The organism is Saccharothrix longispora (genome assembly GCF_030852425.1).
Lineage (GTDB): Bacteria > Actinomycetota > Actinomycetes > Mycobacteriales > Pseudonocardiaceae > Actinosynnema > Actinosynnema longispora.
In genome coordinates this window covers 126,639-139,487 of the sequence record NZ_NSDM01000012.1, presented here as the reverse complement: position 1 = coordinate 139,487, position 12,849 = coordinate 126,639, and the positions used below count along the sequence as shown (strand labels likewise).

The following is a 12,849-nucleotide window of genomic DNA, read 5'->3' as shown; positions in this document are numbered from 1 at the left end:
CCCTCTACACGGTACTGCGCATTCCGTAGTAGTATCCGACGCACACCACCGGGGAGGGTCATGGACACCAGTCAGCTGCTCAAGGGGGTGCTGGACCTCGCCGTCCTCGCCGTGCTCCGCAAGGAGGACGGCTACGGCTACGACGTGCTGCGCCGCCTGCGCCAGGGCGGGCTGGACGGCGTGGGCGACGCGTCGGTCTACGGCACCCTGCGCCGGCTCTACAACGCCGGCCTGCTCACCTCGTACGTCGTGCCCAGCGAAGAGGGCCCGCACCGCAAGTACTACAGCCTCAACGAACCCGGCCGGGCCCGCCTGCTCGAATCGGGCCGGACCTGGAGGTCGTTCGCACAGGCGCTCGACGACCTTGTGGGGGAATCCGCATGAACACGCAGACGAACACCGAGGTGCGGGACTACCTGGCCCGCATGCGCGACGAGCTGTCCGACCTGCCCCCGGCCGAGGTGGGCGAGATCATGGACGACGCCGAGGCGCACGTGGCCGAGGTCGCCGAGGAACTGGGCGACGCCTCCTCCACCGCCGCGCTGACCGGGCGGCTGGGCACCCCGCAGGCGTACGCGCGGGAGCTGCGCGCCGCCGCCGGCTACCCCGACCGCACCGCCACCCCGCCGCCGACCACCACCGGCGCGGTGGCCGACGCGAGGTTCGCGCTGTGGAGCCTCGCCGCGGGCACCGCGGCCGCGTTCGTCATCGGCGTCGGCGCCTTCGAGCGCGAACTGCTCCTGGCCCTGGCCTGCCTGTGCGGCCTCGTCTCCCTGGTCCTGGTGTTCACCCGCCGCGACCTCGTGGACAAGGCCGCGCGCCTGCCCGAGCTGGCGGCGGCGCGGCGGGCCCTCGCCCGCACCGACCCGGAGCGCCTCGTGCAGTCGCTGCGCGGGCTGCAACCCGCCTGGTGGGTGGTCCGCGCGCTGGTGGTGGCCGCCTCGGGCGCGCTGGTCTTCAGCGAGCCGTCGGCGATCCTGGTGTCCCTGGCGTTCGGCGCCCTGTGCCTGCTGGCGGGCCCCAAGTCCCGCACCGACCGGCGCTGGCTGTGGATCAGCGTGCCCGCCTCCGGCTTCGCCCTCGGCGTGCTGCTGCTCATCCTCGGTTCCCTGGCCCACCGCTCGGACGGGCCGCCCACCCAGGTCTCCTACGCCCCGGCGCCCGTGCTGCCCACCAACGTGTACGTGTTCGACGAGAACGGCCGACCGCTCACCGGCGTCCACCTCTACGACGAGGACGGCCGGCCGCTCGACACGTCGTGGTCGGGGTGCGACGAGTACCGCGAGGACAACCGCTACCCCCGTCCGCGCGTGGTGCGCGACGAGAACGGCTGCCGCGAGGTGAGCGGCGCGCCGTTCGCCGTGGTCGTGCCGACGACCACCACCCCGAGCGGGTCGCCGTCCGCGACGCCGGCCCCGTCGGTGGACCCGTCCGCCCCGCAGCAGTCCGCCCCGCAGCAGTCCGCCCCGCAGCAGTCCTCGCCGGTGGTGCCGTCGGTGGTGCCGACCGGCTGAGACCCGCGGGCCTCAGCTGAAGCGGACCCGCTCGTTCGGCACGCAGTGGGTCATCCGGAGCCCGGACACGTCCCTCGAACCGTTGGCGCCCAGGTTCGCCAGCCTCCCGCGGTCCTCCGCGGTGAGGTCCTGGCTCGCCAGCGGTTCGAGGTGCGCGACGTCCTTCGGGCCGATCCCCAGACCCTCGCCGACGCGCAGCCCCAGGTCGTCCTCGACCAGGAGGAAGTGCCAGACCATCCGCTCCTGGATGGGCCGGTCGCACTGCGACAGCAGGGTCACGAAGTTGTGCACCAGGTCGTCGCGCTCCCAGTCGTCCATCAGCAGGTAGCGCTGCCCGGCCTGGCGGTAGTCGTCGGTGCGGGGGATGCGCTTGCGGGTCAACCTGCCCCGGATCTCCGGCCCCTGCTCGTCGTGGGTCGGGTACTGCCCCTCCCGCAGGCCGTCGATGATCGACGGCTCGTAGTTGACGTGCGGGTTGCCGCCGCCGCCGTCCACGCCGTAGGACATCTGGCCGTCGCGCTGGTTCGTGCGCACCTCGGCGTGGCGCGCCTGGTTCACCGGCAGCTGGAGGTAGTTGGGGCCGACCCGGTAGCGCTGCGTGTCGCTGTAGGAGAACGTGCGGCCGACCAGCATCTTGTCGTCGGAGAAGTCCAGGCCGTCGACCAGCACGCCGGTGCCGAACGCGATCTGCTCGTTGTCCGCGAAGAAGTCGTCGACGGTGCGGTCGAGCACCATGCGGCCGACCGGCCTGGCCGGGAACTGGTCCTCCGGCCACACCTTCGTGTCGTCCAGCGGGTCGAAGTCCAGCTCGTCGTGCTCGTCGTCGGTCATCAGCTGGACGAGCAGCTCCCACTCCGGGTGCTCGCCGCGCCCGATCGAGTCGAAGAGGTCCTTGGTGGCGTGGCCCAGCTCGGTGGCCTGGAGGACCGCCGCGTCCGCCTCGGTCATGCTCCTGACGCCCACCTTGGGCATCCAGTGGTACTTGACCAGGTGCGAGCCGCCGTCTGCGTCGATCCACTTGTAGGTGTTCACCCCGAAGCCCTGCATGTGCCGGTAGTCGGCGGGGATGCCGCGCGGGCTGAACAGGTTGACCAGCATGTGCATGCACTCCGGCGTCTGCGACATGAAGTCGAAGATCCGGTTCGGCTCCTGCCGGAAGGTCACCGGGTCGGGCTTGAGGGCGTGGATGACATCGGGGAACTTGATGGCGTCGCGGATGAAGAACACGGCCAGGTTGTTGCCGACCAGGTCCCAGTTCCCGTCCTCGGTGTAGAACTTCACCGCGAACCCGCGCGGGTCCCGCGAGCACTCCGACGAGTCCCGCCCGCCGATGACCGTGGAGAACCGGACCGCGACGTCGGTCCGCTTGCCCCGTCCCCGGAACAACTTCGCCCGCGTGTACTTCTCCACGGGCTCGTCCCCCCACGCCCCGTAGCTCTCGAAGTACCCGAAGGCGGTGACCCCGCGTGCGTGCACCACCCGTTCGGGAATCCGCTCACGGTCGAAGTGGCTGATCTTCTCCAGGAACTGGTAGTTCTCCAACGTGGCCGGCCCGCGCGCCCCGACCGTCCGCTGGTTCTGGTTGTCGTAGACCTCGTGCCCCTGCCGGTTGGTCAGCACCGGGCGGTCGTCACCCTGCTCGGGTCCCTTGCTCGCCACATCAGTCATGACCGTCGGGTAGTCCTTCCTGGATCGGCACCACCGACGGCCTACCCGCTACTCCGAGCGGACTAACCGGCAGGCACCCGGACGCGCGGCGACGTCCGGGTGCCGCTCGCCTACCCGCCGATCGTGGGCGGTGCGACCACCTGGTCGTTGCCGACGATGCCGTCGGGGTCGGGCTCCAGGAGGTACGACGGCGCGTTCCGCTCGACGTCCTCGTCGCCCTGCCCCCTCGCGGCGCCGCCGCCCGCGCCGCCCGCCACCCCGGCTCCCGCACCCCCACGGCCGGGCGCGCCCGTGCCGCCCGCGCCCGTGCCGCCGGCTCGGCCGGCCTGGGCGTCACCGCCGTGCGGGAGCAACCCGGTGGACCCGCCGCCCGGGATTCCCCGGGACCCCGCGCCCGGTCCGGCACCGGTTCCCGCGCCGAGCCCGGATCGTCGTCGTCACCCGGAAGACCCCCGACCGGCGGGGGGCACCGCGCCGCGCTCCCGCTCCTCGACCCGGATCGGCTTCGACGGGTCCCCCGGTCGCGGCCGGGGCCGCGGGTTCCGGCCGGGGCGGGGCCTCGGGTGACGGGGCGAACGCGGGTTGCGCGGCAGCGGTCCGCGCCACCGTCCGGTCGTACGCCTCCACGACCCGCGCGGCGGCCGGGTGGTCCTCGCGCTGCCGGTCGAACGCCGCCCGATCGGCCGCCGGCTGCTGCCCGAACACCACCGGATCGGTGATCGTCATCAGTCGTTCGTGGACGGTGCGGGCGTCGAACGGGTGGGCGGGCGGTGGCGGCACGGTCGCCCTGGCCGTGCTCAGGGCGCGCGACTGCCGGGCGAACAACGTGCCCGCGAGCCGCGCCGTCGTCCCCGTCCCGCCGGCCCGGTCGCCCGTGTCCGCCAACGCGCGCCGGGCCTTGTCGCCCACCCCGCCGCCCCAGTCGGCCCCGCTCACCGTGATCGCCTTGCCGATCGCGTCGTTGAAGGTGGCGAGCTGGTTGCCCGACCGGGTCCAGGTGTCGCGCTCGGCACCGAAGACCGGCCGGCCAGGTGACCGCCTGCCTCGGTGGTAGCACGTGCGTTCCCTTCGCCGGCGGCTCGGCGCACCACCCCCGGGTACCTTCCCGCCTGGTCGTGATCGGGCAGTGGACCGCATCGAGTGCGGTCCGGCACCGGGCCGACCTCGCCGGAAGCTCAGGGCTGTCGGCGGTTCGGCTGGTACGCCCCCGGCGGTGGGGCGTCGGGGGTGCTCAGCCCCGGTCGGGCTCGCGATCAAGACCCGCGTCGTGGACGAGCATGGCGAGTTGGACGCGGTTGGCCAGGGACAGCTTGGCCAGGGCGCGGCTGATGTGAGCCTTGACCGTGGCTTCCGACATCGTCAGCCGCGCTCCGATCCCGACGTTCGAGTGGCCGGCGGCGACCTGGCGCGCCACCTGCAATTCCCGCGCGGTCAACGCGGCCAACCGGCGGCTCGCCAGTTCCCGACCGTCCGGTTCCCGCGCGGCGAAGGCCGCGATGAGGCGGCGGGTGACGCCGGGTGCCAGCATCGCGTTGCCCGCGGCGACCGTGCGCACGGCCTCGGCCAGGTCGCGGGGCGGGGTGTCCTTGAGCAGGAAGCCGACCGCGCCGTGCCGCAGCGCGGTGTGCACGTACTCGTCGAGGTCGAAGGTGGTCAGGATGACCACCTTGGGCGCCGGGTCGAGGCGCATCAGCCGACTGGTGGCGGCCAACCCGTCCATGACCGGCATCCGCACATCCAGGAGCACCACGTGCGGGCGGTGGCTCCGGGCCACGCGCACCGCTTCGGCCCCGTCGCCCGCCTCGGCGACCACGCTGATGTCCCCGGAAGCCTCCAGGATCATCCGCAGGCCGGAGCGGATCAGGGCTTCGTCGTCGACCACGACGACCCGGATCACGGCCGCGCCCCGAGCGGCAGGCGCGCCGAGACGGTGAACCCGCCGTCCGGAACGGGTTCGGCTCGCAGCCACCCGCCCAGCAGCTCCACGCGCTCGCGCAGCCCGACCAGCCCGTAGCCGCTCGTGGGCGGTGCGGCCACGGCCACGGCCGGTCGGTCGTTGCGCACGACTACCTCCAGTTCGGTGGGCGTCCTGCGCAGTTCCACCGCGGTCGCCGCGGTGCCCGCGTGCTTGGCCACGTTGGTCAGCCCTTCCTGGACCACCCGGTAGGCGGTGCGGCCGATCGCGGCCGGGATGCCCGTGAGCTCACCGACCTCCCGCCTGACCACCGGGATGCCCGCCGCCCTCGACTCGCGCAGCAGCGCGTCCAGGTCGGCCAGCGTGGGCAGCGGGGTCAGGGGGACGTCACCGCCGGGCGTCCGCAACAGGCCGAGGACCTGGCGCAGTTCGGTGAGCACGTCACGGCCGGTCTCGCGGATCACCTGCGCGCAGTGCGCTGCCCGCTCGTCGCCGGTGCCGACCTCCAGCGCTCCGGCTTGCAGCACCATGAGGCTCACCCGGTGGGCGACCACGTCGTGCAGCTCCCGCCCGATGCGGGCCCGCTCGTCCGCACGCGCCTGCTGGGCCAGCAGGATCTGCTCGCGCTCGGCACGCTCGGCGCGTTCCCGGAACTGGTCCAGCAGTTCCCTCCGGGCGACCCGCCAGGAGCCCAGCAGCATCGGCAGCCACACCACGAGCGCGGCGAGTCCGACCGAGACCAGCGGCGCCTCCCAGAGGTACTTGTTCTTGGCCAGGGAACCGATGGTGAGGGGTGCGCCCACCACCAGGCCGCCCAGCGCTCCGCAGACCACCAGCGCACTCGTCCGCCGCTGTCGTGTGCCGACCGTGTAGGAGGCCAGCACCAGAGCGGGCCACATCGATGCCGTCAGCCACGCCAACGATCCGACCACCGCCACGGGCCACCAAACCCGCCGCACCGCGGTCGCGGCCAATCCGGAGGCCACCGCGCACAGCAGCACCAGCACGTGCGGGGTGAGCCCGGCCTTGACGGTGACCGCGGGCGTCAAGGGGCCGGCGAACGAGCAGGCGACGACGACGACCGGTACGAGTGGGCGGGTCCACCGAGGCGACGCCGGTGTCCCACCCGCATCCGTGGTGACCACAGCTCGAGCCTAAGCGCGGGCTCGGGGTGCGCACCTCAGCCGTTCGTCGTGGGTCACCACGCGCGGACTGCGACTTTTGTCGAAGCCCCCGATGACCGGCCGGCCGATGCCCGCCGGTCGCCGCGGCTCCAGGCTCGCCGCATGACCAATTCATCGAGCATGGTTCGGGTCACCGGGCTGACCAGGCGCTACGGCGGTGGGGACGCCGAAGTCCTGGCGCTGGACGCCGTGGACGTGGCCTTCGACCGCGGCCGGTTCACCGCGGTCATGGGACCGTCCGGTTCGGGCAAGTCGACGCTGCTGCACTGCGCGGCCGGACTCGACCGACCCGACGCGGGGCAGGTGTGGATCGACGACGTCGAGGTGACCGGGCTGGGCGAGCCGGCGTTGACGCACTTCCGCCGTGACCGCGTCGGTTTCGTGTTCCAGTCGTTCAACCTGGTGCCCACGCTGACCGCCGCCGAGAACATCACCCTGCCCGCGGACCTCGCCGGACGCGACGTGCCCCCGCAGGACTTGACCTCGGTGGCCGGGGCGGTCGGGGTGCTCGACCGGCTCGACCACCGTCCCTCGCAGCTCTCCGGCGGTCAGCGGCAGCGCGTGGCCTGCGCCCGCGCGCTGGTGGGGCGGCCGGACGTCGTGTTCGCCGACGAACCCACCGGGTCGTTGGACTCGCGGGCCTCCGCGGGGGTGCTGCGGCTGCTGCGCGACAGCGTGGACGCGGCGGGGCAGACCGTCGTCATGGTCACGCACGACCCGGTCGCCGCCGGCTACGCCGACCGGGTGGTGTTCCTCGCCGACGGCCGCGTGGTCGAGGACATGGCCGAGCCGACCGCGGCAGCGGTGCTCACGCGCCTGCGCGCGTTCGACGAGCAGGTGGTCCGATGAGGCGGCTCGCGCTGCGGGAACTCCTGGCGCACCGGACGCGCACGGTGCTGACGCTGCTCGCGGTGGCGACGAGCGTGGCCCTCGTCGTGCTGGCCTGGGTGGTCGGGGACTCCACCGAGCGCTCCCTGACCGGTGGCGCCCACCGCACCGACGTCGACCTGGTGGTGTTCGCCCCCGCCACCGAAGGGCTCACCCAATCCGACCTCGACCGCGTTCGCGCCCACCGCGGGGTGGTCTCGGCGACCGCTGTCACGCGCGGGTACGCCACGGTGCCGGGCGCGAACGGCAAGCTCGTCTCCGACAGCGGCGAGAACGGCGGGATCGGGTGGACCGACTCCCCCGCCTTCGCGCTGGTCACGGGGCGGGCGCCCGGCTCGCGCGACGAGGTCGCCGTGAACGAGCTGACAGGTCTCGCCCCGGGAACCCGCGCCACCGTGCGGCTCGGGGGCGGGCGCGTGCACGAGGCGACCGTCGTGGGCGTGTTCGCGTTCCGACCGTTCGGCTTCGACATCTCCCCCGACGTGGCGTTCGACCCCGGCACTGCCCGTGTCCTGTTCGGCGAGCGCCACCGGGAAGCACAGGTCGTCCTGTCCTCCGACGCGGACGCCGCCCGGGTGGCCGTCGACCTGACCGCGGCGCTGCCGAATACCCGCGTGGTGACGCGGGACCAGGCCGCCGCCGGCGTGGCGTCGTGGGCACAGCGGAAGTCCAACGAGGTCCGAGGGCCGCTGCTGGCCTTCGGCGCGATCGCGGCGCTGGTCGCCGCGCTGGTCATCGCCAACGCGTTCGCGGTGCAGGTCGCCCAGCGGACCCGGCGGCTGGCCCTGCTCCGTGCCGTCGGCGCGACGCGCGGGCAGGTGCTGGGGGCGGTTTTGCTGGAGGCGGTCGCCGTGGGCCTGTCCGGTGCCACGCTCGGCACGGCCGTGGGCGTGGCCGCGGCGTACCCCGTGGCGGTCGCGGTGCGACCTCCTGGTCAGGCACTCGTATTCGCGGTACCCCCAACGGCCGTCGTGTCCGGGTACGCGGTCGGGGTGCTCGTCACGGTGCTCGCCGCCCTCGGTGCGGCTCGACGCGGCGCCTCGGTGCCCCCGGTGAGCACGTCCACCGACGGGGTGGCACGCCCACGCCGAGCGGCGGTGTGGGTCGGAGTCGGGCTGGTCGCGCTCGGCGTGGGCGGTGTGGCGGTCGCCTCCGGTTCCGACGCCACGGCCGTGGGCGTCGGCGCGGCGTTGTCGGCCTGGCTCGGGCTGCTCCTGCTCACCCCCGTTCTGCTGTCGGTGGTCGTGATCCCCCTGCAGCGGACCCGCCGGACCGTTCCCAAGCTCGTGGGCCGCGGCATCGCCCGGGATCCTCGTCGCGGCGCGGCCACTGTCGTCACCCTGGCCATCGGACTCACCCTCGTCTGCGCCTTCGCCACCTTCGGCGAGTCCGCCACCGCCGCGTCGGCAGAGGAAGTCGAGGAGGTACTACCCGCCACGAGCGTCGTGCTGCTGCCCGCGGGCGGGAGCAGGCTCGACCACGACACCGTGGTGCGGGCCCGCGGACTTCCCGGCCGGGGACCGGTGGCGGCCCTTCGCCTCGGTGATGGGCTGGTCGGCGAGGTGCGCGTGCCGGTCACCGGAGTCGACCCCGACAGCATCGGCACGGCCGTCCACCCTCCCGTGGTGAGCGGACGGGCGGACGTGGCGACAGGAGCGGTCCTCCCGCAGGGCTACGCCGGGCAACTGGGCCTGGGTGTGGGCGACGAGCTGGCCATCCGCGTCGGCGACACCGCGCTACGGCTCCCGGTGACCGGCGTCTACCGGTCCACCGACGTCCTGGACGGCGTCCTGCTGGCCGACTCCACAGCCGGTTCCGGCCTGTCCGACGAGTACCAGGCCGTCTACCTGGCCCTCGCCGCGGACACACCCCCCGCACAGCTGCGCACCTCGGCCGACCGGGCCTTCGCCGACGCGGAGGAAGTCCTGGTCACCGACGTCGCGGGCCTGGTCGAGATCACGGCGGCGGCGACGGACCAACTGCTGCTGGCCGTCTACGGACTGCTCGCGGCCTCCGGGCTGATCGCGCTGCTCGGCGTGGTCAACACCCTGACGCTCTCCGTGGTCGAGCGGCGCGGCGAGATCGGCCTGCTGCGCGTCGTCGGAGCCACCCCGGCCCTCATCCGCCGCCTGATCCGCACCGAAAGCCTCGTCCTGTCCGGTTGCGGTGGCCTGCTGGGCGTGTCGACCGGTCTGGGGCTCGGCGCGGTGGTGCAGCACCTGATGCTGGACCGAGCCTTGACCGCCACCACGGTCCCCTGGCAGGCAGTGGGCGTCGCCCTGGTCACGATGGTGTCGGCCGGCGTGCTGGCCTCGCTCGGTCCCGCACGCAGGGCGTCCGAAGCCGACCACGTGGCCGCAGTGGGCGCGGGGGCTCAGCCGTGACCGGCGCGAAGTCCCCGCCCGGCTTCCGGAGGTGATCGAGCCTCGTGCCGATTCCCTCCACCCGTCGACCCTTCCGCTCGAGAGGGACTTGACCCAAGGCCGGGTAGTTGAGGATTTCCGTGCTCCTGCAGGGAAGTCGGCGACCATGTCGTGGCGGCGTAGAGGCCGGGGCCGATCTTGTGGATGAGTCCGCTGTCGGCCCATCGGGAGAGCTGTCTGCACATGGTGTCGAGGGTGGTGTCGCCGAAGTGGGCCGCGATGTCGCGGGGTCGCCGGAGACGGGTGGAATCTTCCTGTGGCAGGACCGGAATCCGGTGTCTGCGACGTTCGGCGGGGGGGTGATATGGCGGTCGTCCCGGGAAGCGGTGGGTAGCGCGGGCTGCGGATCCGGGGGTTCCAGGACGTCGATGTCGAGGGCGGTGACGGTGCGGTTTCGGTGGGGTCTGCCGTCGGCGCGGCGTTCGCTGTAGCGGGAGATCGGGGATCTGCCCTTGCGGGTGCTCACGCGTGGGTGTCGGGGCGGAAGGAGCGCGGCCAGGAGACGATGCGCGATGACCCCGGATTCTTCGTTGCCGTCGACGATGATTCCTGTCGCCTGGACGGCCTGGCCGCGGGCGGCGTGCGGGGCGATGGTGAACCCGCAGCGGTCGGGATCGGTGCCGGGCCGGGATTGCGCGGTGTCAACCATGACGGTGCGCAGGAAGTAGACACCGACCCGCGAGGGCAGGTCCCGTACCCGACGCTGTACGCGCCGGGTTTCCCCGGGATCGCGTCGACGAGTTCGAACGGGACCACCCGCGTCAGTTCCCCCGGGTGCCCGGAGCGAACCGGCCCGCTGCCACGGTGATCGTGCGGGTGATGGCCGTCAGCGCAGGCGGCAGGACACAATGAGAGGGCAACGGAACTCCTTGGGACAAGCTGTCCTGGTCGACTTCCTGTACCAACGAACTCCGTTGTCCTGCGTCGTGATTCCTGCAGCTCGGTCGCGTGACCAGCAAAACGCTGACTACCCGGCCTTGGGTGAAGTCCCCTCACCACATCAATGAACTGCGCCCAACACGCGCCAATGCATGCCAACCGCGGAGAAGTGCAGCCAACAGGAAGCAGAGCCTCACTCTGCCAGCGCGGTCCGAGAAACGCCCTGACCAGCACAAACAGAGAACCAGCACGTCAGCCGGTGCCGTTCACCGCCGTTCGCAGCCGTCGCACGTCGTTCAACTCCACCGCCTGCTCCAGATCTGCTCCACCCACCGCGGCATGAATAGCCGAAGAGGCCGGACTCAACCGTCGAACACGCGTTCCCCCACATGCAGCGTGAAGCTCGGTCCGCAACCGCAGCGCCGACGCCAACCGCCCGACCAACCGCGAGCCTCGCTCGTGCCATGCCGCGGCTGTCGCCTCGTCCGGAAATCGAAAGCCCGCTGGATCGTCCTGGTCATAGAACAGCCCGGAACTCCTCCCCCCAAGCGTCACCGCTGTCACCGCGGCACTGGCCCTGCGGACCAAACGAGAGAGGAAGCCCGCACGCTCGTCGCACGCGACCCGGCACTCGCACGGGACCTCCGGATCGGCCGACCGGACCTGCCACGGCAGTACGACGACGGCGGCCTGGTCGACATCAACACCGCGCCACCCTCCGTCATCGCGCAGTGCTGCGGACTCGACGACCGCGCAGCCGAGCAGATCGAACGCGCCCGCCGACAACACCCCGTTCCCTTCCAATCGGTCGACGAACTGCTCGCCTTCGCCGAACTGGACGCCAGCACGTGGGCCTGATCCACGAACGAGCGGTCACCCACTCCTGAACACCTGCGCTGCCGATCGAGGCGATCAAGCGAGTGAGACGTCCTCGCCGATCACCGAGTGCGATCCGACGAATCCTGTGCCGCTCTCCTCCTGCCGCAGGACGACACCAAGGGCATGCGGCGCACGGCACCTATGGCGTGGCGGTCCTGTCGTCGAGCAGCTCGGCGGCGCGGGCGATGCCGTCCCACAGCGGCCGCCACCGGTTCTCGTCGTCCCATGCGTACGGGCGCTGGAACGGCGAAGCCACGCAACGGACGTGGCTGCCGCACAGCCCGTCCGGGGTTCCGATGTCGGCGTCCACGACTTCTCCTGGACGATTGGCACCACTACCGCCGCCCGGCCACTTGTCCCAACCGGGTGTCACCTGACTGGACCAAAAATCTAAACAGACTCCACCCGGTGCATGGAGCTTTTGCCGAAGTCTCCACTCAAGGGAACACGGAGAACTGTCACACAGTAGTGGAATACTGACCAAACGTAGAGGTAACCGCATTTCTGCGGACTGACCGCGACTGGTGATCACTACGCTCTACCGTGAGGGGCCGAGGTTGTCCGACCCCAACTACACGCGCATAGTGTTCCTGGTTTACACCAGATTGCAAGGGGATGTCATGAGTCGCGCCTGGGAAGCCGATCCAGTGGCCCAGTTCAAGAAACGGCTGGGCAAATCCCCGTTGCAACTGGGCGTCACCGATGAAGACCCCACCTGCCCGGATGTCTGGGAGTTGACCAACGGCGACGTGGCGGTCATCGGTCGCGACCTCACCGACGACTACGCCGCACGGCTGCCCGACGGCGTGCACATCGGCGCGGACGAGAGGCTCGTCGTGATCCCGGGCGTCATGCTCCGCGCCGCGAAGGCGGACATCCCCGATGAGTGAGCTGACCACCGTGTTCCCCGGGACCAAACTGACCCCGGACGAGTACCTCGCCGATTTCAACCGTGAGTTCTGGCACGACAACAGCGGCGTGAGTTGGAAGCTGGAACGCCGTCAGGAATTCGTCGAGTCCGACAACGCGAGCTGGGAGGCGTCCCGCCGCAATGACTGGACGACCTCCCTGGACCTGTTGGAGAAGCGCCGGGCGAAGCTCGCGGACTACGAGCGCAGGATCACCGACAACGGCATGGAGGTCCGGCGGGTCCGGGTGGTGGAGCAGCCGATCAGCTCCTACCTGCTCTGGGAGCTGAGTTCCCTCCACGTCCGCCACCAGGTGGGCGGGAGAATCCGGGTGGTCGGTCCCGAGCAGATCGAGCCGTTCGAAAGCGGCAGGACAACGCTGCCCGAACTCTTCCTGCTGGCGCGGCCGATCGCCTACCAGGTCCTCTACGACGAGCAGGGCGCACTGGCCGGAGCGGTGAAGTGCGTCGTCCCCGACGAGGTCGGGCGCTGGAAGGCGCTCGTCGCCGATCTGTACGACCGGGGCGAGGAACTCAGCGCGTTCTTCCACCGAGAGGTGGCCCGGCGGCTGCCGTCGACCGGCTGACCGCG

Annotated in this window: 14 protein-coding genes and 1 pseudogene; 7 read left to right on the top strand and 8 right to left on the bottom strand. The window is 71.8% G+C overall.

Annotated elements, in window-relative coordinates:
* Positions 1 to 60: 60 nt before the first annotated feature.
* Both CKY47_RS26065 and CKY47_RS26060 read left to right on the top strand, forming a co-directional pair.
* A complete protein-coding gene (locus CKY47_RS26065; protein ID WP_306748839.1) occupies positions 61 to 384 on the top strand; it encodes a PadR family transcriptional regulator in 324 nt (107 codons plus the stop codon).
* Positions 381 to 1,514 carry an HAAS signaling domain-containing protein gene (locus tag CKY47_RS26060; RefSeq protein ID WP_306748838.1) on the top strand — a complete coding sequence of 378 codons (1,134 nt, stop codon included), beginning with the start codon at positions 381 to 383 and terminating at the stop codon, positions 1,512 to 1,514. Before CKY47_RS26065 ends, CKY47_RS26060 begins: the two co-directional genes overlap by 4 nt.
* 12 nt (positions 1,515 to 1,526) lie before the next feature.
* Here the strand turns inward: CKY47_RS26060 and CKY47_RS26055 are convergent, their stop codons facing one another.
* The 5 genes from CKY47_RS26055 to CKY47_RS26035 all read right to left on the bottom strand — a co-directional run bounded on the left by CKY47_RS26055 (position 1,527) and on the right by CKY47_RS26035 (position 6,242).
* Positions 1,527 to 3,182, bottom strand: coding sequence for a catalase (locus CKY47_RS26055; protein WP_306748837.1), 1,656 nt, complete (start codon positions 3,180 to 3,182; stop codon positions 1,527 to 1,529).
* Positions 3,183 to 3,292: 110 nt separating this feature from the next.
* Positions 3,293 to 3,535 carry a hypothetical protein gene (locus tag CKY47_RS26050; RefSeq protein WP_306748836.1) on the bottom strand — a complete coding sequence of 81 codons (243 nt, stop codon included), beginning with the start codon at positions 3,533 to 3,535 and terminating at the stop codon, positions 3,293 to 3,295.
* Positions 3,516 to 4,118: a hypothetical protein gene (locus CKY47_RS26045; RefSeq protein ID WP_306748835.1), complete on the bottom strand. Its 603-nt coding sequence runs from the start codon at positions 4,116 to 4,118 to the stop codon at positions 3,516 to 3,518. Before CKY47_RS26045 ends, CKY47_RS26050 begins: the two co-directional genes overlap by 20 nt.
* Before the next feature lie 295 nt (positions 4,119 to 4,413).
* Positions 4,414 to 5,079, bottom strand: coding sequence for a response regulator (locus CKY47_RS26040; RefSeq protein WP_306748834.1), 666 nt, complete (start codon positions 5,077 to 5,079; stop codon positions 4,414 to 4,416).
* On the bottom strand, positions 5,076 to 6,242 hold the full coding sequence (locus tag CKY47_RS26035) for a sensor histidine kinase (RefSeq protein WP_306748833.1): 1,167 nt from the start codon (positions 6,240 to 6,242) through the stop codon (positions 5,076 to 5,078). Before CKY47_RS26035 ends, CKY47_RS26040 begins: the two co-directional genes overlap by 4 nt.
* Before the next feature lie 141 nt (positions 6,243 to 6,383).
* On the opposite strand from CKY47_RS26035, the gene CKY47_RS26030 reads away from it, so the two are divergent.
* Positions 6,384 to 7,130 carry an ABC transporter ATP-binding protein gene (locus tag CKY47_RS26030; protein WP_306748832.1) on the top strand — a complete coding sequence of 249 codons (747 nt, stop codon included), beginning with the start codon at positions 6,384 to 6,386 and terminating at the stop codon, positions 7,128 to 7,130.
* Positions 7,127 to 9,553 carry an FtsX-like permease family protein gene (locus CKY47_RS26025; RefSeq protein WP_306748831.1) on the top strand — a complete coding sequence of 809 codons (2,427 nt, stop codon included), beginning with the start codon at positions 7,127 to 7,129 and terminating at the stop codon, positions 9,551 to 9,553. The genes CKY47_RS26030 and CKY47_RS26025 overlap by 4 nt, the downstream gene beginning before the upstream one ends.
* A gap of 697 nt (positions 9,554 to 10,250) precedes the next feature.
* Here CKY47_RS26025 and CKY47_RS36985 read toward each other — a convergent pair.
* Positions 10,251 to 10,434, bottom strand: a pseudogene (locus CKY47_RS36985) (transposase domain-containing protein); the annotation flags it as partial.
* 289 nt (positions 10,435 to 10,723) lie between these two features.
* Positions 10,724 to 11,260 (bottom strand): hypothetical protein, encoded by a 537-nt coding sequence (locus CKY47_RS26020; RefSeq protein ID WP_306748830.1) that lies wholly within the window; start codon positions 11,258 to 11,260, stop codon positions 10,724 to 10,726.
* On the opposite strand from CKY47_RS26020, the gene CKY47_RS36980 reads away from it, so the two are divergent.
* Positions 11,195 to 11,329 carry a hypothetical protein gene (locus CKY47_RS36980; RefSeq protein WP_371320737.1) on the top strand — a complete coding sequence of 45 codons (135 nt, stop codon included), beginning with the start codon at positions 11,195 to 11,197 and terminating at the stop codon, positions 11,327 to 11,329. The two genes, CKY47_RS26020 and CKY47_RS36980, sit on opposite strands and share 66 nt — an antisense overlap.
* A gap of 160 nt (positions 11,330 to 11,489) precedes the next feature.
* On the opposite strand, the gene CKY47_RS26015 is transcribed toward CKY47_RS36980, so the two are convergent.
* Complete coding sequence (locus tag CKY47_RS26015; RefSeq protein WP_306748829.1) at positions 11,490 to 11,660, bottom strand: hypothetical protein; 171 nt, start codon at positions 11,658 to 11,660, stop codon at positions 11,490 to 11,492.
* Between the two features lie 214 nt (positions 11,661 to 11,874).
* Between CKY47_RS26015 and CKY47_RS26010 the strand changes: the two genes are divergently transcribed.
* A complete protein-coding gene (locus tag CKY47_RS26010; RefSeq protein WP_306748828.1) occupies positions 11,875 to 12,240 on the top strand; it encodes a hypothetical protein in 366 nt (121 codons plus the stop codon).
* A complete protein-coding gene (locus CKY47_RS26005; RefSeq protein ID WP_306748827.1) occupies positions 12,233 to 12,844 on the top strand; it encodes a DUF6879 family protein in 612 nt (203 codons plus the stop codon). The genes CKY47_RS26010 and CKY47_RS26005 overlap by 8 nt, the downstream gene beginning before the upstream one ends.
* Positions 12,845 to 12,849: the final 5 nt, after the last annotated feature.

Coding starts and splice junctions, on each gene's coding strand:
- CKY47_RS26065 (WP_306748839.1), top strand. CDS start 61: ATGGACACCAGTCAGCTGCTCAAGGGGGTGCTGGACCTCGCCGTCCTC.
- CKY47_RS26060 (WP_306748838.1), top strand. CDS start 381: ATGAACACGCAGACGAACACCGAGGTGCGGGACTACCTGGCCCGCATG.
- CKY47_RS26055 (WP_306748837.1), bottom strand. CDS start 3,182: ATGACTGATGTGGCGAGCAAGGGACCCGAGCAGGGTGACGACCGCCCG.
- CKY47_RS26025 (WP_306748831.1), top strand. CDS start 7,127: ATGAGGCGGCTCGCGCTGCGGGAACTCCTGGCGCACCGGACGCGCACG.
- CKY47_RS26005 (WP_306748827.1), top strand. CDS start 12,233: ATGAGTGAGCTGACCACCGTGTTCCCCGGGACCAAACTGACCCCGGAC.
- CKY47_RS26030 (WP_306748832.1), top strand. CDS start 6,384: ATGACCAATTCATCGAGCATGGTTCGGGTCACCGGGCTGACCAGGCGC.